The organism is Frankia umida (assembly GCF_023242945.1).
Classification (GTDB): Bacteria; Actinomycetota; Actinomycetes; order Frankiales; family Frankiaceae; genus Frankia; species Frankia umida.
Genome location: NZ_JALKFT010000004.1, coordinates 65,315 through 90,958, shown reverse-complemented (window position 1 = coordinate 90,958; position 25,644 = coordinate 65,315). Strand labels below are relative to the sequence as shown.

At 72.0% G+C, this 25,644-nt stretch carries 16 protein-coding genes and 1 pseudogene; 7 read left to right on the top strand and 10 right to left on the bottom strand.

Annotated elements, in window-relative coordinates:
* Nucleotides 1–352 precede the first annotated feature (352 nt).
* The 5 genes and pseudogenes from MXD59_RS05615 to MXD59_RS05595 all read left to right on the top strand — a co-directional run bounded on the left by MXD59_RS05615 (nucleotide 353) and on the right by MXD59_RS05595 (nucleotide 11,550).
* Nucleotides 353–4,480 (top strand): TM0106 family RecB-like putative nuclease, encoded by a 4,128-nt coding sequence (locus tag MXD59_RS05615; RefSeq protein ID WP_248823722.1) that lies wholly within the window; start codon nucleotides 353–355, stop codon nucleotides 4,478–4,480.
* A 156-nt stretch (nucleotides 4,481–4,636) separates the two neighbouring features.
* Nucleotides 4,637–5,020, top strand: a pseudogene (locus tag MXD59_RS05610) (GAF domain-containing protein); the annotation flags it as partial.
* 90 nt (nucleotides 5,021–5,110) lie between these two features.
* Nucleotides 5,111–5,536: a LuxR C-terminal-related transcriptional regulator gene (locus MXD59_RS05605; RefSeq protein WP_248823854.1), complete on the top strand. Its 426-nt coding sequence runs from the start codon at nucleotides 5,111–5,113 to the stop codon at nucleotides 5,534–5,536.
* A gap of 1,351 nt (nucleotides 5,537–6,887) precedes the next feature.
* Nucleotides 6,888–10,394, top strand: coding sequence for an MMPL family transporter (locus MXD59_RS05600; protein WP_248823721.1), 3,507 nt, complete (start codon nucleotides 6,888–6,890; stop codon nucleotides 10,392–10,394).
* 277 nt (nucleotides 10,395–10,671) lie between these two features.
* Nucleotides 10,672–11,550 carry an N-acetylmuramoyl-L-alanine amidase gene (locus tag MXD59_RS05595; protein ID WP_248823720.1) on the top strand — a complete coding sequence of 293 codons (879 nt, stop codon included), beginning with the start codon at nucleotides 10,672–10,674 and terminating at the stop codon, nucleotides 11,548–11,550.
* 123 nt (nucleotides 11,551–11,673) lie between these two features.
* Here the strand turns inward: MXD59_RS05595 and MXD59_RS05590 are convergent, their stop codons facing one another.
* Complete coding sequence (locus MXD59_RS05590; RefSeq protein ID WP_248823719.1) at nucleotides 11,674–12,423, bottom strand: class I SAM-dependent methyltransferase; 750 nt, start codon at nucleotides 12,421–12,423, stop codon at nucleotides 11,674–11,676.
* Nucleotides 12,424–12,534: 111 nt separating this feature from the next.
* Nucleotides 12,535–13,029 (bottom strand): beta-class carbonic anhydrase, encoded by a 495-nt coding sequence (locus tag MXD59_RS05585; RefSeq protein ID WP_248823718.1) that lies wholly within the window; start codon nucleotides 13,027–13,029, stop codon nucleotides 12,535–12,537.
* Between the two features lie 747 nt (nucleotides 13,030–13,776).
* On the opposite strand from MXD59_RS05585, the gene MXD59_RS05580 reads away from it, so the two are divergent.
* Nucleotides 13,777–15,123 (top strand): NtaA/DmoA family FMN-dependent monooxygenase, encoded by a 1,347-nt coding sequence (locus MXD59_RS05580; RefSeq protein ID WP_248823717.1) that lies wholly within the window; start codon nucleotides 13,777–13,779, stop codon nucleotides 15,121–15,123.
* Between the two features lie 266 nt (nucleotides 15,124–15,389).
* Here the strand turns inward: MXD59_RS05580 and MXD59_RS05575 are convergent, their stop codons facing one another.
* From MXD59_RS05575 to mscL, 4 genes are all read right to left on the bottom strand, one after another.
* The gene (locus tag MXD59_RS05575; protein ID WP_248815588.1) at nucleotides 15,390–15,857 is read right to left on the bottom strand and encodes a helix-turn-helix transcriptional regulator; all 468 of its coding nucleotides are present in this window, start codon (nucleotides 15,855–15,857) and stop codon (nucleotides 15,390–15,392) included.
* Nucleotides 15,858–17,611: 1,754 nt separating this feature from the next.
* Nucleotides 17,612–18,106, bottom strand: a complete 495-nt coding sequence (locus MXD59_RS05570; RefSeq protein WP_163549412.1) for a pyridoxamine 5'-phosphate oxidase family protein — start codon at nucleotides 18,104–18,106, stop codon at nucleotides 17,612–17,614.
* A gap of 285 nt (nucleotides 18,107–18,391) precedes the next feature.
* Nucleotides 18,392–19,111 carry a GNAT family N-acetyltransferase gene (locus tag MXD59_RS05565; protein ID WP_248823716.1) on the bottom strand — a complete coding sequence of 240 codons (720 nt, stop codon included), beginning with the start codon at nucleotides 19,109–19,111 and terminating at the stop codon, nucleotides 18,392–18,394.
* A complete protein-coding gene (gene mscL, locus MXD59_RS05560) occupies nucleotides 19,112–19,741 on the bottom strand; it encodes a large conductance mechanosensitive channel protein MscL (protein WP_308301651.1) in 630 nt (209 codons plus the stop codon).
* A 302-nt stretch (nucleotides 19,742–20,043) separates the two neighbouring features.
* Here mscL and MXD59_RS05555 point away from each other — a divergent pair, with 302 nt between their 5' ends.
* On the top strand, nucleotides 20,044–20,907 hold the full coding sequence (locus MXD59_RS05555) for an NAD(P)H-binding protein (RefSeq protein WP_248823715.1): 864 nt from the start codon (nucleotides 20,044–20,046) through the stop codon (nucleotides 20,905–20,907).
* Nucleotides 20,908–21,006: 99 nt separating this feature from the next.
* Here the strand turns inward: MXD59_RS05555 and MXD59_RS05550 are convergent, their stop codons facing one another.
* The 4 genes from MXD59_RS05550 to MXD59_RS05535 form a co-directional block, all read right to left on the bottom strand.
* Complete coding sequence (locus MXD59_RS05550) at nucleotides 21,007–21,552, bottom strand: NUDIX hydrolase (protein ID WP_248815584.1); 546 nt, start codon at nucleotides 21,550–21,552, stop codon at nucleotides 21,007–21,009.
* A 139-nt stretch (nucleotides 21,553–21,691) separates the two neighbouring features.
* Nucleotides 21,692–22,993: a M20 metallopeptidase family protein gene (locus MXD59_RS05545; RefSeq protein ID WP_248823714.1), complete on the bottom strand. Its 1,302-nt coding sequence runs from the start codon at nucleotides 22,991–22,993 to the stop codon at nucleotides 21,692–21,694.
* Between the two features lie 161 nt (nucleotides 22,994–23,154).
* Nucleotides 23,155–25,014: a monocarboxylate uptake permease MctP gene (gene mctP, locus MXD59_RS05540; RefSeq protein ID WP_248823713.1), complete on the bottom strand. Its 1,860-nt coding sequence runs from the start codon at nucleotides 25,012–25,014 to the stop codon at nucleotides 23,155–23,157.
* Nucleotides 25,011–25,379 carry a DUF3311 domain-containing protein gene (locus MXD59_RS05535; RefSeq protein WP_248823712.1) on the bottom strand — a complete coding sequence of 123 codons (369 nt, stop codon included), beginning with the start codon at nucleotides 25,377–25,379 and terminating at the stop codon, nucleotides 25,011–25,013. Before MXD59_RS05535 ends, mctP begins: the two co-directional genes overlap by 4 nt.
* Nucleotides 25,380–25,644: the final 265 nt, after the last annotated feature.

Below are 25,644 nucleotides of genomic sequence, written 5' to 3'. Positions count from 1 at the left end.
TCTGCGCGTTACGCACCGATTCGGGCACGCCTGGTCGCAATGTCACATCAAGTCGCAATGTCATGTCGCGCGCGGGGGCTCGGAAGTGGGTTGTGGCGAGAGCCACACACAATTCTTTCTGCCGCCCGCGCGGTTCGCCCGGTCAGGAACACCCGATAGAAGTGGCCCGATGGGAGGATGTCGCCGTGTCACATCATGACCGCCGATCCTGGCCCGAAGGTGCCGGTCGCTCCGGCCGTCTCGCTGGGCCCTGGCCCGGACGGACCCCCGGCGTGGCCGATGGCTGACCGGTGACAGTCTCTAGCCCGGGCCGCGCCTGGCGGCCCGCGCAGGAGCGGACGGGGATGGTGCGGTGTACAGGCTCGACGGCCGTTGGATCATCTCCGCGGGTGACCTCGTGGACGTCGTCGAATGCGGACACCGCACGGAGCTCACCCAGGCGATGGCGGACGGCCGCCTGGCCGCCGAGGCCGACCAGGCCACCCCGGGGGGCTCCGGGGTGGCCCCGGACGGCGGGACCAGTCCGGACGCCGGGGTGGTGCGGCTGAGCCCACCCGATCGCACCGCGGTGCGCCACGGGGAGGCGCACGAACGGCGATGGCTTGGTCATCTGCGCCGGACGTTCGGCGTGGACGCGGTGGTGGAGATCCCCCGGCCGGTACCGACGGCGGAGGGCCTGGCCACCGCCCTCACCCGGACCCGTGCGGCGCTTGCCCGCGGCGTCCCGGTCGTCTATCAGGGGGTTCTGTTCGACGGGAGCTTCCAGGGCCGGCCCGACTTCCTGATCGCCGCGCATCTGGACCCGTCCACCGGGGCGAGTCGTGGTCCGGCCGAGCCCGGCCGCTACGAGCCGGTCGACGCCAAGCTCGCCCGCGCGGCCACGCCCGCCGCGGTGCTGCAGCTCGCCGCGTACGCGCTCGCGCTGCCCTCGGTCGGCGTCCCCGTCCCGCACCTGATGCACCTCGTCCATCCAGGCAGCCGAGTCCATCCGGGTAGCCGACCGGACGCGCGATCCGGTGCGCGACCGGGCACCGCGGCCGACCCGCGGCCGGCGGGACAGCCGGACGTGGCGGCGGGGCTGGTGCGATCGTTGCGGGTGGATGACTTCGCGCCGTTGGTGACGCACGCGCGGGCCCGGCTGACGGCGCGGCTGGACCGGCCGGCGCGGGTGCCCGCGCCGAGCTGGGCGCAGGCCCGGCCGCAGTGCGCGAGCTGCGCCTTCAACGGGCACTGCGCCACCGGCCGGGCACAGGCCCGGGATCTGTCCCTGGTCGCGGGTCTGCGCGGGCAGCAGCGGCAGGCGTTGCGCGGCGTGGGGATCACCACCGTCGAGGAGCTCGCGGTCGCCGCCGACGAGCGGCGTCCCGCGGAGATCTCCACGACCACGTTCGCCGGGCTGCGGCTGCAGGCGGAGTTGCAGTCCGCCCAGGACGCGTCGCGCAGCACGGAGGATCCACTCGGCACGGTGAGCGTGCGGATGGTCGACGTCGCGGGTCTCGCGATGCTGCCGGCGCCGGACCCGGGCGACATCTACTTCGATATGGAAGGTGATCCGTACGCGTTGGAGGCATCCGGCCTGGAGTACCTCTTCGGAGCCGTGACCCTCACCCATCCCCCGAACGAGTCCGCCCACCCGGACGGCGTGCGAAGGCCGGACGGGACGCGGCAGCCGCACGAGTCCGCCCACCCGGACGGGACGGACCAGGTGGGGGAGGAGTTCCGGACGTTCTGGGCGCATGACCGCGCCGGCGAACGGCGCGCGCTGGAGGAGTTCGTCGACTGGACGACGGCCCGGTTGCGGGATCATCCGCGCGCCCACATCTACCACTACGCGCCGTACGAACCGAACGCGCTGCGCCGCCTGGCCGCCCGCCACGGCACCCGGGAACACCAGGTCGACGAGCTGCTGCGGGCCCATCGCCTGGTCGACCTGCACACGGTGGTCCGGCGCAGCCTGCGGGTGTCGCAACCGTCCTACTCGATCAAGTACCTGGAGCCGCTGTTCTACCCGGGGGCGCGCACGGCGGCGGTCACCACCGCGGCGGACAGCATCGTCGCGTACGAGTCGGTCCTGGCGCACCGGGCCGCGGGCGAGAACGCGCAGGCCGAGCGGCTGCTCGCCGAGATCGCGGACTACAACCGGGTGGACTGTGTCTCCACCCACCGGCTGCACCGCTGGCTGTTGGCGCGGCGACAGGCCGCGGGGGTGCCCGCCCACCAGGACGAGTCCGCCGCCGAACGCGCCGCGACCGCTCCCGCGGCGGTGGACGACGCCGACACGCAGCTGCCGGGGCAGGCCACCCTCGACGGTGAGGCCGAAGCCGAGGCCGTGGTGAACGCCCTGCTCGCGGGCCTACCGGTGGACCAGGCGAGCTGGTCGGACGACGAACGGGCCCGGGCCCTGCTGGCCGCCGCCGTCGGCTACCACCGGCGGGAGAACAAGCCGGCCTGGTGGACGTACTTCGCCGCGTTGGCGGCCGACCGGGAGTCCCTGGAGTCCGCCGACGACTGCAGTGTGCCGACCGGCTGGCAGGCCGACGCGGACTGGGACGCGCCGTCCGGGCGGCGCAGCAAGGCCCGCCGCGAGCTGCGCGCCCGGATCGACCCGCGCCGCCCGCACCCGTTCGAGCGGGGGGACAAGGTCCGTCTGCTCTACCCGGGGCCACCCGGTGCGCTGGGCGTGACCAGCGGTGCGACCGTGGAACTGGCCGCGCCGAACGAACTGGTCCTGCTCGAGAGCGCACCCCCCGATCGGACCACCCGGGCGATGCCGCTGGCGGTGCTACCCGGTGATCCGGTGTCACCCAGGCCCAAACCCGCGGCCATCCGTCTGCTGGCCGAGCGGGTCGCGGCGACCCTGCCCGCGCTGCCCGCCGAGGCCGGCCTCGACCTGCTGCGCCGGGTGCCGCCCCGCCGCCGTGGACGCAGCGGACCGCTGCCGGACGCCGCCGCCCACGGCGACGACCAGGTGGCGGCGGTGCTCGCCGCGGTCAGCACCCTCGACCGGTCCTATCTGGCCGTCCAGGGCCCGCCTGGGGCCGGCAAGACCTACCTGGCCGGGCGTCTCATCCGTGATCTCGTCGCGCGGGGCGCGTCGGTGGGCATCTGCTCGACCAGCCACAAGGCCATCGAGAACGCCATGCTCGCCGCCCTCGAGGACGCCGGGCCGGTGCCCGGCGCCCGGCTGCCGGCGGCCAAGAAGGCGAAACGATCCGCCCCGCAGCGCCCGGACGTGCCGCCGTGGGACGTGCCGCGGGACCTCAAGGCCCTGGTGGCCTGGCGGCGGGAGCACCCGCAGGGCCATCTCGTCGGCGACACGGCCTGGGCGTTCGCCAATCCGCAGCTGGCGGCCGAGCCGTTCGACGTGCTGATCATCGACGAGGCCGGCCAGTTCGCGCTGGCCGACACCCTCGCGGTCGCCGGCGCGGCACGCAACCTGGTGCTGCTCGGCGACCCGCAGCAGTTGCCGCAGGTGGTGGCGGGTATCCACCCCGACGGGGCGGACGCCTCCGCGCTGTCGCATCTGCTTGGCCGCGACGACGGCGGGCTTGGCCAGCTCGGGGAGAACGAGATCCTGCCCCCGGAGTTCGGCTACTTCCTCGACCGTACCCGGCGGCTGCACCCCGCGGTCTGCGCGCCGGTGTCGGCGTTGGCCTACAACGGACGGTTGCACGCCCATCCGGTGGCTGCCGGACGGGCGGTGGAGGGGGTCGCCCCCGGTCTGCACCTGGTCGACGTCGCCCATGAGGGGGCCACCACACGCTGCGACGCCGAGGCCGACGCGGTCTGCGCACGGGTGGCTGACCTGGTCGGACGCACCTTCGTCGACGGTGCGCGCCGGCGCCCACTGGCACCGGCGGACGTGCTGGTCGTCGCCCCGTACAACCGGCAGGTCCGGGCGATCGGACAGGCCCTGCGCGCCGCCGGGCTCACCGGGGTGCGGGTCGGAACCGTCGACCGTTTCCAGGGCCAGGAGGCCCCGGTCGTGATCACCTCCCTGACCACGTCCAGCGCCGCCGAGGCACCACGTGGGCTGGACTTCCTGCTCTCCCGCAACCGGCTCAACGTGGCGCTGTCGCGGGCCCAGGTGCTCGCGGTGCTGGTGATGTCGCCGGCGCTGCTGGACAGCGCGCCGCGCAGCATCGCTGAGCTGCGGCTGCTCGCGGGGCTCGCCCGTCTGCGCGCGATGGCGATCAGCGACGCGTCCCCGTCCGTCCCACCGGTCGAACGCCGCGCTGATCCGGGGATCGAACCCCCGGCTGTGCCTGCGCCCCAGGCGCTGTGCGAGCCTGACCCCGAACAGCGACCGCAACCGCTCGCGTCCCCACCGCTCGCGTCCCCACCGCTCGCGTCACCGCGGCGGCGGACGTCGCCGGTGTCGGGGGCGCGGCCGAAGCAGGAGACGCTGCCGGGGCTGGAGCTGGAGCTGGAGTCGGAATCGGGGCCGGAGCCCTCGGGTCACTCCGCAGGGGTCCGATGATGATCCCGATGCCTGGTTGAGTACCCTGTTACGCGCTCGATGGCAACCCCCCTCGCACGAATTTTGCCGGCATGCCGTTTGTGCACTTATCTGTGCTTAACGTAAAACGGGTGCTACGATTCGCTCGATCTAACCAAGTCGGGGAAGGGGACGCTCGTGACAGTGGACGTGTCGGCCCCAAGTCGCGTGCAGACGGTACTGCCGCGGGCACTCGCCCGGCTGCGCGCTTCATCGGGAGCCCATCTCACATTCGGTGGAATAGTTGCACCGCATTCCGGCCGATTGACCGTCACCAACGTGGACGGGCCAGCACCGAGCGGTCTGCTCGGTGTCTCCGTCCCACCGGGTACGGGAATCGGCGGTCAGGTGGTGCGACACAGTCGCCCGGTCGTCATCAACGACCCGGCGGCGACGAGAAGGGTTCTTCGCTCGACTGCCGTTCCGTTCGAGGGCAGTGAGTTCGGAGCAATTCTCGCGGTTCCGGTCAGCATGGGGGGTGCGGTTGTGGCCGTGCTCTATGGAGCCATGCGGACAGAGGTTCCGTTCACCGAGGCCGCCGTTCGTGCGGCCATTGCGACGGCTCGTCTGATGGAACGTGAGCTGGGTGTAGCTGCCACACACGGGGATGCGATGGCGCAGGCGATGCCACCAGGGCGTCGTCCGCTCACCGCCGCACGCCCGGTGGGCGCGGTACCGCTGCCGCGCTCACCCGGTCAGCCGCAGGAAAGTCTGCGCCTGGCCTATCGGGAGCTACAGGAGGTCACCGAGCACGTGGCCGACCCGCTGCTTCGGGGTCGGATCGGCGGCGTCTCGGAGCTGCTGCGTGGCCTGCTCGATCAGGACACGAAGGTCGGCGGTCGACTCGCACTCACTCCGCGTGAGCTCGAGGTGTTGTCACAGGTGGCACTTGGCCTGTCCAACGTCGAGACCGCCCGGCGGCTGACGGTCTCACCGGAGACGGTGAAGGCCTATCTCCGCAGCATCATGCGCAAGCTGGGCGTTCGCAACCGCACGGCCGCCGTGCACGCCGCGCGCCAGCTGGGCATGCTGCCCTGACAGCGGCTCGGCCGCTGCTGGGCGGGCCAGCCGTGACAGGCTGATCTGCCAGACCGGCCATCACCAGCCGTGATCGATGGGTTGATCAACGGACTGGTGGAGAGCGGACACAACGGTGTGGAGCCGGCGGGGCGCGCCCCGCGCATTCGGGTGCCGGACCAAAGCTGTTCCGACATCCGAACGCGCGGGTTCGAGTCACGCCGGCCACCCGCCTCCGTACGACTCCCAGTCCGGTACGTGACCCAACCCGGTACCTGACCCAGGACGTACGTGACCCAGCCCGGTTCCGTGCCCGCTGTTACGCACGGTGTCCGTTCCAGGCTGGCGTCCCTCTCGCTACCAGGCCCGCCGCTCGGATGACCTCGGTGTCCGTGCCGCCGCGGGCCGACCGGCCCGCCGTGGTGCCCGCCGTCCGGCTCAGCTGGCCCGGTCGCAACGATGACTGTGGCCCGTCGATGGCGGCGTCGGGCGGCACACGGTGACCCGCGGACGCGCGGGAGATCAGTGAAGTGCCGGGGGTACCGCACGGCCAGGGCCGTTACGCCCCCGGCGTGGACAAGCACGGGGCCGGTGCGACCCGCTCCGCCGCACCGACCCCGCTGTCCTCCCCACGCCGCGGCGCGCATTCGCCGGCGGCGCGGGGACGTCCCGTTCGTCGGCGGGAACCGATGAAGTTCCTGCGCCGACGCTGTTCCGGAAGTTCCCGCGGGATTTCCGGAAGGGTTCGACCGGGCCCTTCGCCGGATTACAGTCGAGACTTTCGACATCTGGCCCGGGTGGGAACCGGTCCGACCAGGACCGTGCTTTTCGCCTGGCGGTCAACCTGTCAGGTGAACCACCGTTCGAAGGTCGGTGGTACCGTAACGCCGGCCACATCCCGGGCGGAACGCGCGTCAGTGTCGCCGATCATGTGCGACCGGACCGCGCGGTGCACGGCTACCGAGCATTGCCGTACCACCTTCGAGATTGCCCCGCCGGTATTACCTCCCGCCAGTGATACGCCGGTCGGCCTGAGCTCCCTCGGCCGTCCTCCCTGTTGCCGGGGGATTTCCGGACACTGATTGCCCCGGGTCGGCGGACCCCACCTGTTACCTCCCTCGAACGGGGGTATTTCAGGTTCGGGCTGGTCGTGCGGGTCTAGCGTCGAAACGCGACCCGGGATGTTTCACGTCGCGCCGCGCTGCTCGTCGGCGCAGCGATCGGCGACGGTGTCTGAACCGCACCGCCCACGAGGACATCCACGGAGGCGGGGCCGCTCGAAGGGAGCGTCATGCCGTTGTTCGCCGATTCCGCGTCGCAACGCGAACCCCGAGCCGATCGGGAGACCACCGATCGGGAGGCATCCGCGCCGGTGACGCGTTCGCCTGTCGCGGACGGCATGGCGCCGGACCACGCGTCCATCCACACCGAGCCCCTCGTCATCCCCGAACCGTCCGGGCAGGCACAGCCGTCCGGCCAGGCACAGCCGTCCGGCCAGGCACAGCCGTCCGGCCAGGCACATCAGGCGGGGCAGGCACAGCCGTCCGGACGGGCACAGCGGCCGGGGCGGATCGAGGCGTCCGGGGTGACGGGACGGACCGTGCCGGTCAGGCGACTGGGCCAGACCGGGCGCGGCGGGCGGATGGGACGGGCGGCCCGAGGCGGCCACACCTCCCCGGAACGGGTCATGGCGACCATGGCCACGATGGCGGGTGTGCCGGTCCGGCGGCGCTCCATGTTCACGATGGCGGCGGACATCGCGGTCCTGCACCGTGGTCGGCTGCTGGCCGCCGCCTGCCTGCTGGTCGTGGTGCTGCTGCCGTGGAACGCCGGCGTCTACCACCAGTTGGCCACCGGCGGTTTCTACGCGAAGTCCGACCCGTCCACCCGCGCCGAGCAGTTGCTGGACGAGGAGTTCCCGGACGCGCCGCCGAACATCGGCGTCCTGGTCACCGCTGAGGAGGGCATCGACGGGCCGACCCCGAACCATCTCGGCCGGGAGCTCACCGGGCAGATCGCCGCCGAGCAGGACGTCACCTCGGTCGCCTCCTACTGGCCGGGCAACGGGATCTCCGGTAATCCACTGCTGCGCTCCAGGGCCGGCCGGTCGGCGCTGATCGTGTTCCGCCTCACCGGCACCGAGGACCACATCCAGGACCGCCTCGAGGCGCTGCACAAGCGGTACGCGCACACCGGTCCCGGTGTCCAGGTGCGGTTCGGGGGTGCCCCCGCCGTCATGCGTGATGTCACCGAGCACAGCCGGGCCGACCTTGAGCGGGGCGAACTGTCGGCGGCGCCGCTGGTGTTCCTGGTGTTGCTCTACGCGTTCGGGACGGTCGCGGCGGCGCTGCTGCCGGTGCTCGTCGGTGTGGTCGCGGTGGTGTCCAGTCTTGCCCTGCTGCGGCTGGCGGGGACGGTCACCGACATCTCGGTGTTCTCGGTGAACCTGACGACGGCGCTGGGCTTCGGGCTCGCCGTCGACTACAGCCTGTTCATCCTGAGACGGTTTCGAGAGGAACAGGCCAGAGGTCTGTTTCCCGGCGCGGCGCTGCGGCGCACCCTGGAGACCGCCGGACGCACGGTGTTCTTCTCCGGGATGACGGTGGCGCTGTCGCTGACCGCCGCGCTCGCCTTCCCGCTGGACTACCTGCGTTCGTTCGCCTTCGCCGGTGGCATCGTCGTCATCACCTCCGAGGTCGCGGCGCTGCTGGTGCTGCCGGCCGCGTTGATGGTGCTCGGCGACCGGCTCGACCGCGGCGACATCCGCGCGATGATCGCCCGCTCCGGCTTCGCCCGGCGGCGCCGGGCCCGCCGCCTGGCCCGAGCGCAGGCCCAGGTCCAGGGCCGGCACGCCAGCGGGTCGGCGGAGCTGTCCGGGGCCGGCCGTGGCTGGACGGCGCTGGCCCGGCGGGTGCTGGCCCGACCGGTGGTCTTCGGTGGGGCGGCGGTGCTGATCCTGTTGCTGTGCGCGCTGCCGTTGCGCGGTCTGAACCTGTCCCTCGCCGACGACACGGTGTTGCCCGCGGCCTCCGAATCCCATGTCGTCAACGACGCGATGCGCACCGAGTTCGTGGCCTGCCTGCCCTGTCAGATCCCGGTCGTCGTGCCCGGGCTGGACGCCCGCGACCCGGCCAACGCGGCGAAGCTCTCCGACTACGCCCGGCGGCTGTCCGCCCTGCCCGGTGTCGCCCGGATCGACACCGTCACCGGCGCGTTCATGCAGGGCAAGATGGTCACGGCCGCGGCGCCCACCGCCCAGGTGGGCTATGTCGGCATCCACGGTGGCGCGTGGCTGTCGGTGTGGCAGACCGACACGTCCCCGGTCTCCGACGGGGCCCGGGCGCTCGTGCGCGCGATCCAGGCGACACCCGCCCCCTTCGCGACCCTGATGGGTGGCCTCGCGCCGCACTTCCTCGACACCTCGCGCACGATCCTGCGCAGCCTGCCCGCCGCGTTCGCCATCGTGATGGTCGCGACGTTCGTCCTGTTGTTCCTGTTCACCGGCAGCCTGCTGCTCCCGATCAAGGCGATGCTGCTCAACACGCTGAACCTGGCGGCCACCATCGGACTGCTGACGTTCATCTTCCAGGACGGCCATCTGCGCTGGCTGGTCGGTGACTTCCAGGTGTCCGGGTCGTTGGAGATGACCAGTCCGGTACTCATGTTCTTCATCGCGTTCGGGCTGAGCATGGATTACGAGATCTTCCTGCTCGCCCGCATCCGGGAGGAGTACCAGCGCACCGACGACAACACCGAGGCCGTCGCCGTCGGCCTCGGTGCCACCGGCCCACTGATCACCAGCGTCGCGCTGGCCCTGGTCGTGGTGATGGTGGCCCTGTCCACCTCGCACATCAGCATGATCAAACTGGTCGGGGTGGGCCTCACCATCGCCATCACCCTGGACGTGACCGTCGTGCGCGCGATCCTGGTCCCGGCGTTCATGGCCCTGGCCGGCAAGTACAACTGGTGGGCCCCCGCCCCCCTGCGCCGCCTGCACGACCGCTTCGGCCTGCGTGAGGACGCCGACGAGCCCCGCGGACGCCCCTACGACACCCCCGCGCCGACGTCCGGCCCCCACGGAGCCTCCCTCGCCTTCGGGATGCCCGGCGCCTCCGTACCCGCAGGCCCGCCCGGCTTCGCCGCCCCGCGCCCCGTTGGCGGCCGCGTCCGCGGCGAGGCGCGCCGCCGGGCCCCCTACGGCCTGCCCGCGGACACCGTCCGCAGCCGCAACCACACCGAGGACGGGCCCACCCACCCGGCCGAGGCGGCATCCTCGGCCGGGCCGGTCGCTCTTCCCGCGCTGTCCGCCCTTCCCGCGCTGTCCGCTGGTCGAGTGACGTCCGCCCTTCCCGTGGCGTCCGCTGGTCTTGCGATCTCGGCCGGTCCCACGACCGCGGCGGGTATCACGATCTCAGCGGGTATCACTGTCGGTGATGGGTCTCAGGGTGGTGCGCCCGGTGTCGGGTCAGCCACCGGAATCGGTCGGGCTCCCGGCGGAGCCCGTGGCCAGAACGAGGTCGGGACGACCGACGCCGGACGTTGGCCGCGCGGCGATTCCGCCGTTGGCCGCTATGTGGCGGTGGGCGATCCCAGAGCGGGTGGTCGCCGGGAGCGCGGCGGTACCCGACCGACGATGGAGATCAGCTACCGGCGACGTCGCCGGCAGCCACCGATGGGCGGTCCGTCCACCCGGGACGGCTCCCCGACCTGGCATTTTCACCCGCGTCCCGACGGCGACGGCGAAGCCACGCCACCTCCGGCGATCACCGGTGCCCGAGGCTTCATCTTCGAGCAGTCCGGCGCCCCCGGCCACCCTGGTGCCCCCGCGTTGCCCGGTACCGACCCCCGCCTGATCATCGAGGCGGACTCGTACAGCTAGCCCGTCGTCCACGAAGGTCTCCGGCCGCGGTGCGGCGGCCGTGAGCACACGACTGTCGCTCAGGCCGCGTGTGGAGAGGACATCCGCCGCGGGCCCGGACATGGCCCGGCAAGAGGATGCCCGGACAGAGACGTCACGGAAAGTGACCATGGTCGACGGGCGGCGCCGCGCAAAGGTGTGACGTCCGAAGGCCTGGCTGCCGAGTGTCGTCGCCAAAAGCGAGCGACTCGGTGACGTAGCGTGCCCACTTTCCATCCTGTGGTTCGGAGGATGCATCGTGGCTGATCTGTCCATCAGTTCGAACCGGTCTGGGTTGAGTCGTCGGGCCGCACTACGTCTCGCCGGTGCCGGAACCGGTGGGATGCTCGCCGCCACGTTCGGCCTGGTGCCCACTCGGGCCGAGGCGGCCGGGGCCGGGGCAGTGGTGGGTGGAGCGGCGGTGGTGCCCTCCGGGGTGGGAGGGGTGCACTACGTCCCACGGGCCGGCTGGGGCGCCGATGAATCGTGGCGGATCAACCGGCGCACGGGCCAGCCGTGGCCGGTGGAGTTCGCACCCGGGCAGGTGATCACCGTTCATCACACGGCTATTCCGGTGAACGACGCCGACCCGGCCGCGTCGGTGCGGGCCATCTACCGTGGGCACACGAAGGACCGAGGCTGGGCCGACATCGGGTACCACCTGCTCATCGACAACGCCGGTGCCGTCTACGAGGGGCGAAGGTCGGGAGCCGACACCGTCCCGGTCTACGAAGCCGATGGTCGGGCGGTCACCGGCGCGCATGTGCAGGGGAACAACGCCGGGAACATCGGGGTGGCGTTGATGGGTGACCTGCGTACGCGTCCGCCGACGCCGCAGGCGCGGCGGACGCTCGCGCTGGTGCTGCTCGCGCTCGCCGGCAGACATCAGCTTGACCCGACCGGTATGGCCACCTACACCAACCCGAGCAGCGGCGCGCGTCGGCAGATCCCGACGATCAGTGGGCATCGGGACTGGATGGGGACAGCCTGTCCAGGTGACGCCCTGTTCGCCCTGCTCCCCGGCCTGCGCCGGGATGTCGCCGTCGCTCTCGGCCGTCCGCTGCCACCGCAACCTCTGGTGCCACCGCGGTCGCCGGTGGCACCTGGAGCGCAGAGCCTCCTTGCCGCGGCACCCTGATCACTTCCCGCACCTGAGTCCCGCAGCGGACGTCCCCCGCGGTGGCGGACGTCCGCTGCGGGTCGGGCGTCCTGGCACGGGGGGCGTCCTCGCGGCGGGACGGGGCGCGGTGGGGTGCGCGGCTCAGGCGCGCCAGCCCGCGTAGACGGCGAACCGGCCGTCGCGTACCACGCAGTCGACCGGGGCGAAGCCGGCGTCGGCGAGCCAGGTGAGCTGGTCGGCCAGCGGCGCGCACCGGTCGAAGGCCATCCGGCCCAGGGCCGCCTGCCATTCGGCGTCGTCCGAGCCGGCGGCCCGGGCGAACCGCTCATGGCGGCCTTCGTACAACCGGGTGAGCGCCGGCACCGGGCCGTCGACCTGCTCGAGGTTGACGAACAGCCCGCCCGGACGCAGCACCTGGGCGATCCGCCGGAACAGGTCGACTTTGCCGTCGTCGTCGAGGTGGTGGATGGCCAGGGCTGACACGACCGCGTCGAACGGACCGGCCGGCAGGGCGCCGGTGAGGTCGCCCACCGTCACTCCCACGACGCGGTCGGCCGTCAACCGCGCCTTCGCCTTGGCCAGCATCGGCGCGGCACCGTCGAACAGGTGTAGCCGGGCGGTGGGTGCGGCCTCGAGGACAGCGGCGGCCAGCAGCCCGGTGCCGCAGCCGAGATCGAGCACCACGGGGCCGGACGCCTCGCGTTCCGCGCCATCGGCCTGGTCCGGGACCTGGCCGTCGGCGGTGGCCCGGACCTCGTCGGCGCGGGCGACCAGCTCGCCGACTGTGCCGTAGAGCAGGTCGAAGGACGGGACGAGCCGACGGCGCTGCGCGTCGTAGGTCGAAGGGTCCCAGATTTGTGTCTCAGAATATGAGATAAACGTCTCACCCATTGGATAAGTATAGGCCGCGCGACACCGCGCCTCGATCGAATGACCGACGAGGACGGATGCCGCGCGGCCCTGCCCGCGGTGCTGACACATGCGTCGGCGGCGCGGGGTGGGTCAGTGGACCTCGGTCAGGGTGCCCTTCTCGACCGAGTAGACGAAGCCGCGGACCTTGTCCCGGTGCGGGATGAAGGGGCTGGCCGTGATGCGCGCGATCGACTGGCGGACGTCGTCCTCGAGGTTGGTGAAGGTCTCGACGGACCAGGCCGGGCGGATGCCGGTGTCCTCGGCGATCTGCGCCTTGAACTGCTCGTCGGTGAAGGTCAGCATGCCGCAGCCGGTGTGGTGGATCAGGATGATCTCGCGGGTGCCGAGCAGGCGCTGGCTGATCGCCAGGGAGCGGATCTCGTCGTCGGTGACCGCGCCGCCGGCGTTGCGGAGGACGTGCGCGTCCCCCTCCTGGAGGCCGAGCAGGCCGTAGACGTTGAGCCGGGCGTCCATGCAGGCCACGACGGCGACGCCGAGCTTCGGGGGCAGCGGCAGTTCGCCGGCGCTGAAGGCGCGCGCGTAGTGGGTGGCGTTGTCGAGCAGGGTGTCGGTGCTGGTGGTCATCTCGCCTCCAGGCGGGTCCACGCCGCGGACACGCCGGGACACGGCACGACGCGGCGTTCGAGTGGACGTGCTGCTGCGGCGCCCGAACCAGACGCGTCCTGGCGGCCACGCCGCTTCGGGTGACGACGTACCGGGTGGACGACGTACCGGGTGGACGACGTACCGGGTGGACGACGTACCGGGTGGACGACGTGCGCGGGGAAGCCGCGGGCCTCAGTGGCCGGCGTGGCCGGGGTGAGCACCGGGACACAGCGAGGCCGCGACCAGGAGCAGGTCGATGTGGCGTCGCTGGACGAGCGGCGGCAGAGCCGGCATGCACGAACCGAAACACGGCGGCACCCGCCCCGCCAACCGGCAGTCCAAGTGGCACATCTCATATCCTGATGTGGCCTGGGTGAATTACCCGCAGGTCAGGTGGGATGCGGAGCGACGTTCGTCCGGGTTATCCCCGTGGCGCAGCTCACGGGGGGAGGGGTTGACCGTATCCGGACGGCCTCGCAGAGTCGAATGTGTGGGCGCCTCCGCCGTTCTGACGTGCCGCCGTTGCATCGACTACTGCCGAACCTCCACCAGCCGCTGTCGCCGCCACTGATCGCAGGGGCGCGGGTCCACGCCGTCCACGATGGTGTCTCGCCGTCCGGGGTGGGCCGGGTCGTTCCGGGCTGGTGCGCCACCCCGCATCCGCCCGCCTGGCCGGGGCTGACCGGCCGTCCGGTAGTCACCCACGACCGACCGCGGAGGACCCTCATGAGCCGGCCGACCAAGCAGATCCATCTGGCGGCGCACTTCCCCGGGGTGAACAACACGACGGTGTGGGCCGATCCCGCCGCCGGCAGCCAGATCGAGTTCGACTCGTTCGTGCACCTGGCCCGTACCGCGGAGCGGGCCCGCTTCGACTTCTTCTTCCTCGCCGAGGGGCTGCGGCTGCGGGAGCAGAACGGCCGCATCCACGACCTTGATGTCATGGGTCGGCCGGACACCTTCACCGTGCTCGCCGCGCTCGCCGCCGTCACCGAGCATCTCGGGCTCGCCGGCACCATCAACTCGACGTTCAACGAGCCGTACGAGGTGGCCCGCCAGTTCGCGAGCCTGGACCATCTGTCGGCCGGACGGGCGGCGTGGAACGTCGTCACCTCCTGGGACGCGTTCACCGGCGAGAACTTCCGCCGCGGCGGCTACCTGGCGGAGTCCGACCGCTACGAGCGGGCCCGCAGCTTCCTGAGCACGGCGCTGGAGCTGTTCGACTCCTGGCGGCGCGACGAGGTGCTCGCCGACGCCACGGCGGGACGGTTCCTGCGCGCGCCCGGGCCGGGTGCCTTCGCGCGCCACGACGCGTTCTTCGACATCGAGGGCCACTTCAACGTCCCGCGCAGCCCCCAGGGCCGCCCGGTGATCTTCCAGGCGGGTGACTCCGACGCCGGACGGGAGTTCGCCGCCGCGAGCGCCGACGCGATCTTCAGCCGGCACAGCGCGTTCGAGGCGGGCCAGGAGTTCTACGCCGACATCAAGGGTCGGCTGGCCAGGTACGGCCGTTCGCCGCGGGATCTGGTCGTCCTGCCGGCGGCCACGTTCGTCCTGGCCGACACCGACGCCGAGGCACGCGAGCGGGCCGCGCTGATCCGCCGCCAGCAGGTCAGCGGCGCCACCGCGATCATGTACGCCGAGCAGCTCTGGAACCGGGACCTGACCAGCTTCGACCCGGACGGACCGCTCCCGTCGGTCGACCCGCTGCCCGGGGAGAACACCGTCTCCAAGGGGCGGGCGAGCGTGCGGATGTTCGATGACCGGGTCGCGACGGTGCGGGCCTGGCGGGAACTCGCCGAGGCCAAGAAGCTCTCGCTGCGGGAGGTGGTGATCGAGGTCAGCGGCCGCCAGCAGTTCGTCGGCTCACCGCACACGGTCGCGCAGACGATCAACCACTTCGTCCAGTCGGACGCCAGCGACGGCTTCATCCTCGTCCCGCACATCACCCCCGGCGGGTTGGACGAGTTCGCCGACACGGTCGTGCCGCTGCTACAGGAGTGGGGGGTGTTCCGCACCGAGTACACCGGCTCGACCCTGCGCGAGCACCTCGGCCTCACCTCCCTGGACTAGACCGGGTTCCGTCCGGTCCAGACGGCTCCGCCTGGACCGGGAGGCCGTCTCACGCGGCCGGGGTGGCTCGGGTGCGCGGGAGAGGGCTCGCATGTGCCGCGCCGGAGCGCCCGCGCCTGGCTGGGGTGGTGAGTGCGCGGGCGGTCCGGGTGCGAGGGTGCGTGGTGGTGGGCGATCCGGCATGGAGGGTGTGCCGGAGCGTGCGCGCGGCCGAGACCCAGCCGTGGTTCAGGGACCCAGCCGTGGTTCAGGGACCCAGCCGCGGTTCAGTCGAGGAGGCCGATCTGGCGGGCGGTGTGCACGGCCGCGGTTCGGTTGCGCACGCCCATTTTGCGCATGATGCTGCGCATGTAGGTTTTCACGGTCTCGGCCTGGATGGTGAGCTGCTCGGCGGCTTCGCCGTTGGAACAGCCCGTCGCCACCAGCGTGAGCACTTCCATCTCCCGCAGGGTGAGTCGGAAGGGCGGTGGCTTGGCGGGGGTCGGCGCGGTCGGCTCGGTGCGCAGCAGCGAGTAGATGCGCAGGATCCGCCGTCGTAGGTGCGGTGTGGTGAGCTGGGCGCTGAGCTCGAGCAGTTCGAGCTGGGCCAGCCGGACCCGCTCCTTCTGGGATCGTGCGTCGGTCGGCAGCTCGTCAGCGGTCAGTGGACCCGACGCTCGGTCGAAGCCGGCGGCGCTCATCGCCCGCGGCGGGCGGGCATGAATCGCTGCTGGATCCGATACCACTGGGGCCATCGTGCTCCTCTCCCTGTCCACTCCGGAGTACCCGGCCCCTTTGGCCGCCTGCCGCCGGCAGACCGTCGTAGCCCTGCCGGCGGATTCGTCCGGGGACCGGACTTAAGATCAGCCGTACACCACCTTTGTGGGTGACCGCGGCTGGCCCGGCCCGCCGCAGAAGTGGGCGTCCTGGCACTCCCACTCCTTCCGGTTGAGCGTGCATCGCCGGTCCACCGCGGTCGGCTACATCGAAAAGGTTATCCCGCGCTCCGGTCGTTTCGTCAATGGCCGAACCGGCGATGTGCGAGAACAGACGCCGACCGCCGATGAACCGTGGGATGGTCCCCCCAACGGCGACTCCCGCTCGACCTGCCCGGATGTGCGGGCCGGACGCCGCCACCATCGGCTGGCGGATTGCCGGTGACCTGGAACTGGATTGTAATTCGTTGCCCGGGAGTATCGGCGGACGGCGGATGCGCATTCATTCGGCAGTCGGCATACGCCCGGTCGTCTGCACGGGAATCCGGCGTGCGTCCACGGTGCGCGCGGCCCGCGCCCGCCGGTCGGGGCTCACCTGGGACCGAGGCCCGTCCGGTGGATGCCCAGTGGTGGACGGCGTAGCCCGAGCAGGGCCCCTGGCTGTACCGTCACGGCCTCCATGCCTGGTGGGCATGGACGTCCTGACCATCGGGTCCAGTCGGCGCGCTCTGGCGCTTCTGGGCCGCCTGGCTGGCGTCCGGCTGTTCGGGAGCGGTGCCAGTCAGGCACGAAGCGGTGCCACGTGGGACGGGTGGCGGTGCGGATCCTGGCCAGGTCCGAGTATGGCCACGGCTGTGGACGGCCCGTTTTCGACGGCGGTATACCGAACTCGCGAAGGCCCGTCAGCGGGTTATCCGGCGACGATGGGGTGCGGCCGGCCAACACGGCGCCGAACCGTCAGCGCCGGCAATGCGGACAGCATGGTGCGAGAAGCACCGTGAATGGCCGAACAAAATTTCGCACAAGGTGTCGGGAGGTGTGCGGAGAAAGTGTCGCGTGGTGCGCGGTCAAGGGGCGCGTTCTGGTCGCTGGCCGTCGTTCGATGATGTCGGTTCGCGGCCGGTGATTCGCGCGGAAGGCCCTTTGCATTGTTATGTTTCTGTGGGCGTTCCGTGCTCCGAGCTCCGGTTCGCGCATGCTCGTCGAAGCGGCCTGAGCGGGCGGCTGACCTGGTGGTGTTGGCACGGGTGACGACCGCGGGCCAGGAAACCTGGTCGGGGCCCACCTCGGCACGGTGGGTGATCCGTGGGTCCACGCCGGGTGGACGGTGGGTGGGTGGCGTTGGGTGGGTGTTCCATGGTGTTCGATGGGTGGTCCGTCGCGCGTGGGTGGTGGCGGACGAGTCGCGGCGCGCGGATGTCGCGCGGGTGTGAGACGCGGGCCGTGGTGCGTCCCGCGGGTGACCCGCGCCGCCCGGGCGGGCACGGGGGAGCCGTCGGGCGAGGTGCGCGCATCGCGGAGCGCGGTGCCGGGACACGCGCACCGCGGGCGGCGCCGCGGCGGGCGGCTCGGACATCGGCGGATACCCGCCGAGTGATCGGAGCGGTCGGGCGCTATCGTCGTCCGTCGCGGAAGTGGTGCGGGCGGTCAGCGGATTCTGATGGGTGAATCCGGCCGTCCATCCGGAACCGGATCGGGCGGATGGGAGCGAACGGGGTGCGGGTACGTCCCCGTTCTGACAAACCACCGAAAGTGCCCGCGATCGTCCGCTTTCTGTGGTTTTACCCAGGAGGCTAGGAGTGCGCGACGACGCGTCCGGTCATCGTCTCGGGGTGGATTCGCACCCAGTGCGGATGATCGATCCGGTCCGCCCAGGGGGTGAGTCCGGTGGCCTCGAGCCGGGCCAGGGTGTCGGGGTCCTTGACCTGCACCGCACGCCCGTTGATCAGGACGCTCCAGCCGGCGCGGGCCGCCGCGTCATGCCCGTCGACCTCGAAGCCGACCGCGTCCTCGTCGAGGGCCGCGGCGAGCTTCGACCCGGTCGCCGTGCGGAACGCGATCGCGTCGCCGTCGAGCACGTAGTTGACCGGCAGCACGAGGATCTCGCCGTTCGCGCGGAACGCCACCCGCCCCACCTGCTCCCCGGAGAGCAGCCACAGGCAGGTCGAGGTCGGCAGGACCCCACCGCCGGCATGGTCGAGGGTGACGGCCGTACTGTCCCGACCACTCGTGATGATCTCACCGTTGCTCGCGGTGGTACCGCGTCCGCCCACGTTCGCCGATGTCATCGCGTGTTCCCCTCGTCCGCTGGATGGGCATCCGCACCACCCCCGACGCCGACCGGCGCCACGCCGCCTCGCGCCAGGACGGCGGGGCGGTGGGGCGGTGGGGCCGTTCGACGACGTCCGGTTCGACCGTAAGGCGGGACCGGCCCACCGGTCAGGGGCCGATGGTCGTCCACCACCCGGGCTGTCCGGCACGGTTGGACCCGTCCGTGGGCCACCACCGCGTCACCCGCGTGGCAGCGTTACCCGGGTGGCAGCGCTGGCCGGCCCGTCCGGGCGTGGCCGGGCTCAGGCGACCGGCTCGTCCGCCTCGCTGGGACGTGGCGCCGGTGCGCTGACGGGGATGCGGACGGCGCGGAAGGCGACGGTGCGGCGGATCTCGAAACCGAGCCGCTCGTACAGCCGGATCGCGTTGGTGTTGTCGGCCAGGGTGTGCAGGAACGGGCGTTCACCGCGGGCCCGGATGCCGGCGGCGACCGCGCGGACCAGCCGGCCCGCGAGCCCCTGGCCCCGCTGGGCGGGATCGGTGCACACGGCGCTGATCTCCGTCCACCCCGGTGGATGCATCCGCTCACCGGCCATCGCCACCAGCGTGCCGCCCTGGCGAACACCCAGATAGGTGCCCATCTCGATGGTGCGGGGCAGGAACGGGCCGGGTTTGGCGCGGGCCACCAGGTCGAGCATCTCGGGAACGTCGGCCGCGGTGAGCCGGACGGCCTCGGGATCGGGCGCCGCCCGCATCGAGACGTCGATCATCTGCACCCCGGTGCCGATGCCGTTGACCTCCCAGCCCGGGGGTGGCGTCGCGTCCAGGGTGTAGAGGATCAGGGCGCCGGGGCCGAGCAGGTGCGCGGCGTCATGCCAGGCGGCGAGGTCCGGTTCGTCCGGCAGGCCGAGGAAGGGGCAGACGTCGGGCGGGAAGCGCAGGACCGCGCCGTGACGCTCGGCGAGATGCGCCTGCGGCCCGAGCAGGGCGGCCCGAACAGGATTCTCCAACGGATGCGACACCTACCCATCCTCGCCGATTCCGCCGCGCGCCCGCTGCCCCTCCCCGGATCCGATGGACGAGGCGGGCTCGGGGACGCGGGTGACCTGGGCGGCCTGCGCGCTCCGGGCGGCCTGGGTGGTCGCGATGCCGTCGGTGGTCTGGGTGGTCTGGGTGGTCTGGGGGGTCGCGGCGGTGGTGAGCAGGTCCCGGATCTCGGCGAGCAGCCGGGCCTCGTCACTGATCACCGGCGTCGCCTCGGGCTCGGACCTGCCGCGCCTGCGCAGCTTGGCCGCCCTGGTCATCGGCAGGACCACGACGAAGTACACCGTCGAGGCCACGAACAGGAAGGTCACCAGACTGTTGAGGAACAGTCCGTAGCGGAACCTGCTGTGATGGATCGTGAACGACAGGTTGGCGAAGTCCGGCTTCCCGCCGACCGCGGCGATCAGCGGCGTGAGCAGATCGTCGACCATCGCCCTGACCACCGCGGTGAACGCCGTACCGATGATCACCGCGACGGCCAGGTCGATGACGTTCCCGCGCATCAGGAACTTCCGGAAGCCCGCGAGCCCCGGCCGGATCACCCGGACCGACGGCTGTACGACCTCCCGACCGCGATCGACAACCTTGCGCACCTTGCGGACACCCACCAGATCATCTCCTCGACCCTGAGGCTTCTCGGACGTCCGTCCGTTATGACCGTCAAGGGAGGGTTCAATCGGATATGAGAGGTAGTTGCCAGCCCAGTGGTGCCCCCTGCGTCGGCGGAAGCTGGTGGGAGCGGGCGGAGACAGGGGCCGGCGTGTCCTGGCCGCCGGTCCGTGTCTGTTGACCTGAAGTGGACATCAACTGCCACGCTGGCACGTGCGGGCGTCACGTCGCGCGCCGCCCCGCGGACGGAGAAAGCCGCGGCCGGAGAAAACTGTCAGAGGTCGATGGAAGGCTGCATGCCATGACGATTCTGGTAACGGGTGGGCGCGGCGGAGTGGCCCGGGCACTGGTGCGTGAACTGATCGCCGCGGGTGAGGCGCCGCGCATCGCCAGTCGTGAGCCGGGGCGGGTGGCCGGGGTCGGCGAGGTGCCGGTCGTCCCGCTCGATCTGGCTCGGCCCGAGACGGTGCCGGCCGCGCTCGAGGGTGTGCGCGCGGTGTTCCTGTACGCGGAGCCCGCCGGTATCGACGGGTTCCTGGCGGCGGCGCTGGCGTCGAAGGTGGAGCGGATCGTGCTGCTGTCGTCGTTGTCGGCGCAGCGGGCGGCCGGGCCGGGCGGTGAGCAGAACGTGCTGACCCGGCGGCACACCGCGGTGGAGGAGGCGATCGCCGCCAGCGGTCTTTCCTGGACGTTCGTGCGCCCCGGCACGTTCGCGACCAACGCGCTCGGCTGGGCGGCGGCGATCCGGGCCAGCCAGCCGGTGTGGGAGGCGTATCCCGAGTCGCACTCGGCGCCGGTCCACGAGCGTGACATCGCCGCGGTGTCCGCCGCCGCGCTGCTCACGCCCGGGCATGACGGCGCCATCCACGCGATGACCGGTCCCGCGTCGTTGACCCGGCGGCATCAGCTCGAGCTGATCGCCGTGGCCATCGGTCGTCCCGTGCAGCTCGCGGTCGAGTCGCCGGCGCAGGCGAAGGAGCGGATGCTCGCCGCGATGGGCGCGGGCGCCTGGCCCGGTCTCGCCGACACGTTGCTCGGTTACCAGGCCGCGACCGACGGCATCCCGGCTCCCGTGCACGATGTCGTGCCGGCCATCCTCGGCCGCCCGTCCCTGACCTTCGCCGACTGGGCCGCCGAGCACGCCACCGCCTTCACCACCGGCTGAGGCGCACGGGCCGAGGCGCCGCACGCCGAGGCACGGTAGGCCGAGGTCGGTATCGGCGTCGGCGTCGGCTGGTCGGTGGTGTGGCCGCCGGGTGGGCGCTCAGCCGGCGAGCATGGCGGTGATGCGGCGGCTGGCGGGATGGTGCAGGTCGGAGACGGGAATCCAGCGGTGGTCGATGACCTCGTCGAGGCGCAGGTCCACCGTTCCCGGCCCGGTTGACCGCTGTATCTGGAAAACGAACTGGAAGTCATAATGGGTGTGTTCCGGTTCGGCGCGGGTCGCGTTCTCGGGAATTGTGTGCACGTCGATGTCCATGGGCAGACCGCGTAGTGGCCGGACGGCGCTGGGCTGCACACCGGTCTCCTCGGAGAGCTCCCGCAGCGCCGCGGCCTCGAGGGTTTCGTCCTCGGCCTCGACGTGCCCGCCGGGGAACAGCCAGCGGTCCAGCACCCGGTGGTGGATCTGCAGCACCCGGTAGGTCATGTCCACCGCGATCGCCCCGCAGGTCACGTGGCCAGGCAGGGTGCCGCGGGAGGTGACGGGCACATCGGTGGCCGCGAGCTCGAGCAGCGGGGCCAGCGTCTCGGCCTCCCTGGGATAGGCGACCAGATAGTCCCGGACCAGGGAGATCACCTGATCGTTCAATCTGTCTTCCTTATTCGTCGGTGGTCGGCTGTCAACGGTTTTTCGCCGGCCCGTACAGCAAGAGCGGCGACCGTCTCATGATGGCATGGCCGCAGCCCTTTTCCGGGTGTACCGGCGCGCCGTCCGAGCCGTTCCCAGGTCAGCCGCCGGTGCCCACAATGCCGTTGCCGCTGCTGGCGGCACTGGTGGCGGTGGCGCCGAGGGTGCGCAGGGCGAGTTCCGCGTACAGCGCGGCGCCGTCGGGCAGGACAGCCTCGTCGAACTGTGCGCGGGGGCTGTGGTTCATCGGCGCCGTGCGCGGATCGACACCGGGCGGGGTGGCGCCCAGGGCGATCAGACTGCCCGGCACGTGCGCGAGAACCCGGGAGAAGTCCTCCGAGCAGGCCAGCGGATGGGCCAGCTCCACGTAACGCTGGGCGCCGAACGTCTCCGTGACCGCCCGCGCGGCCAGGGCCGCCCGCACCGGATCGTTGACCGTCGCCGGCCGTTCGGGCACGAACGCCACGTCCACCTCGACGCCGTGCGCCGCGGCGATCCCGGCCAGCAGCCGCCGCGCGCAGACCTCCACCCGGTCGGCGGTCGCCGGGGTGAACGTCCGCACCGTCGCCTCGAACATCGCCTCGTCCGGGATGACCGTGCGCCGCGTTCCCGCCCGCAGCACCCCCACGGTGATCACCACCGGGTCGAACACGTCGAACTGCCGGGTCACCATCGTCTGCAGCCCGAGCACCATCTCGGCCGCCGCCGTCACCGGATCGGCGGCCAGATGCGGCATCGACCCGTGCCCGCCCCGCCCCCGCACCTGCACCCGCAGCATCGCCGACGCGGACGTGATCGCCCCCGCCCGCGCCCCGAAGCTGCCAGCCGGCAGCACCCCGGAGAACACGTGCAGCGCGTACGCCGCCGTCACCGGCCGTCCCGCCGCCACCAGCACACCCTCGTCGATCATGTGCTGCGCGCCCTCCCAGCCCTCCTCGCCCGGCTGGAACATGAGCACCACATCGCCGGCGAGCCGCTCCCGGTGAGCACACAGCAACCGGGCCGCCCCCACCAGCATCGCCGTGTGCAGATCATGCCCGCAGGCATGCATCACCCCCGCCACACCGGACGCCCCCGCGAGCCCCGTCCCCTCCTGCACCGGCAGCGCATCCATGTCGCCACGCAGCAACACCACCGGCGCCTCGTCCGGTGCGAGCGCGCCGCCGCGCAGGACGGCGGTCACCGAGGTCAGATCCCGACCGAGGGTGATCTCCAGCGGCAGTCCGTCGAGCGCGGCGAGCACCTTCTCCTGCGTGCGGGGCAGCGCCAGCCCGATCTCCGGCTCCCGGTGCAGCCGTCGACGCAGCCCCACGAGGTCGTCCGCCATCGCCTGCGCGTCCCCGACCAGCCGATCGTCGAGTGCCAGGCCGTCGGATGAGCTCCTGTCCTCCACCGCGGCCATGCCCGTCCTCCCCCTGTGCGCGCCAGCCAGCGGGCCGGCCCTCACCTCCAGTGTGCGCGGCGCCCATCCGGTCGCGGACAGCCACCATCCACGGGTCGGATCGGCCGGGCGTGGGCTCTGGCGGGTGGGATGGCGCAGACCGCGCTGGTCTGGGTGGCGGGCTACTGGTCGGGTTGCTCTCGGTCGCCGGTGTGGTGGGAGGTGCCCGCGGCGGAAGGCGGGGTGCTGGCGGGGTGGATGACGGTCGTGGGCTGGCCGGGCCGGGTGGTGGGAATGGCGGCCGGGAGCGGGGCGACGTTCCGCGGCGAAGCCTGGGCGCCCACCAGGGTGCCGGGGCGCGTGGGATGGTCGTCCACGGTGGGGGTGGGGGCCAAGGTGAGGTCCTGGCCGTTGGGGACGCGCAGGGCGCGGAGCAGCAGGGTGCCGGCGACGGCGATGGCCAGGTTGAGGGTGAAGGCGGTCAGGGCGATGTAGCCGGTGCGGCCCAGGCCCGGGACCACGGCCAGCGCGCCGCCGAAGTGCTTCGCGACCAGGCTGTGCTGGTGGTAGGCCTGCACCGTGCCGTAGAGCATGCCGACCGCCCAGCCGGTGAGCAGCGCGTAGCGGTGCAGGCGGGGGCGCCACAGGCCGAGGACGACGGCGGGGAAGGTCTGCAGCATCCACACGCCGCCGAGCAGCTGCAGGTTGATCGAGTTCTGGGTGTCGAGGCCGAGGACGAACACCAGGGCGCCGAACTTCACCAGCAGCGAGGCGACCTTCGACACCCGGGTCTGTTCGGCGGCGGACGCGTCCCGGCGCAGATACCCGACGTAGATGGTGCGGGTGAACAGGTTCGCCGCGGCGATCGACATGATGGCCGCCGGTACGAGCGCGCCGACGGCGATCGCCGCGAACGCCACCCCCGCGAACCAGGCGGGGAACTCGTGGTCGAACAGCAGCGGAATCGCGAGCCTCGGGTTCGTGGTGTGCACCCCGGCGGCGATCGCGACATATCCGAGCAGGGCGATGAACGCCAGCAGCACCGCGTACAGCGGCAGGACGACGGCGTTGCGCCGAATCACGTTCCGGGAGCGGGTCGACAGCACCCCGGTGATCGAATGTGGGTAGAGGAACAGTGCCATCGCCGAACCGAGGGCGAGGGTGGCGTAGGCGAGCAGGTCCTTCGAACCCGGGATGAGGGTGGCGCTCGGCTTGCGTCCGGCGGCGACGGCGGCCGCGTTCGCCGTGTCGAACTTGTGCTGGGCCGCGTCGAAGATGTGCCCGAATCCGCCGAAGCGGTGGGGGAGCACCACGATGGCCACCGCCACCACCAGATAGATCAGGAAATCCTTGACGAACGCGAGCAGCGCCGGTGCCCGCAGCCCCGCCGTGTAGGTGCACACGGCCAGCACACCGAACGCGACGATCACCGGCAGGTCCCGGACGAACCCGCTGGTCGCCCCCGCCCCGACCCCCATCACCTCGAGTACCGCCTGCATCCCGACCAGCTGCAACGCGATGTACGGCATGGTCGCGACCACCCCGGTGACGGCGACCGCGAGCGCCAGGGTCTGCGAGCCGTACCGGCCACGGACGAGATCCGCCGGCGTCACATAGCCATGGCGGCGCGAGACGTCCCACAGGCGTGGCATGACCACGAAGAAGATCGGCCAGATCATCGTGGTAAAGGCGACGGCATACCACCCGGACACCGCCCCCGACGCGTACATCGCCCCTGGCACCGCCACGAACGTGTACGCGGTGAACACGTCCCCGCCGATCAGGAACCACGCGACGAACCCGCCGAACCGTCGTCCGCCCAGCCCCCACTCGTCCAGGCTGTTGAGTTCCTTCCCGCCGCGCCGCCACCGTGACGCCCAGAAGCCGAGCACCACGACCACGGCGAACAACACCGCGAACACGGCGAACTGCTCCCCGTGAAACGTCGCCCCCGGCTGCGCGTCCGCCGCGGCCACGGCCGCTGCCGTCACCTTCGTCGCCGTGGCCACGGCCGGCGCCGATCCCGCTTCGAGGGCGCTCACCGGTCCTGTCCGTCCGCGGCGTCCCGCCCGCGCTGCTCGGCGAGCACGGCCCGGTCGTGGTGGGGATGTTCGCCCAGCCGACGGGCCGGCCCGGGACGGCCGGGCCTGGTGGCCTGGGCCGCCCCCTGGTCGGGGTGGGCGGGGAAGCGGCTCAGCAGCCAGACGCAGGCCGCCATGGTGATCGCGCCCACGGGCAGCCACAGCAGCGTGTACCAGTAGAAGAACGGCAGCCCCCACAGCTGCGGATCGCGGCGGGCATACGTTCCGACCAGCAGGAACGCGACGATCTGGGCGCCGAGGACGGCGGCGACGACGATCCGGGCGGCCAGCGCCCCACCTCGGACACCGGCCTGCGGCTCCCGCACCCGACCATCGGGATCGCGCTTCGTGGCCATTGAATCGCGTGCGGACATCATCCGGCGTCTCCCCGTCGAGGGCTGTTTCGTGCAGTACTCAGCCCGTCACCCTAGGGGATCATCGTGGTGTGTCGCCGACGACCTGCGCGCCTCGATGTAGCACGACCGTGGTCTCGGGTCGTGGTCTCAGCCGGAGGTGGCTCCGGGGGGGGGCGCCGGGGGGGGGGGGGGGGGCGGCCCCCCCCCGCGGGGGGGGGGGGGGGGGGGTGGGGGG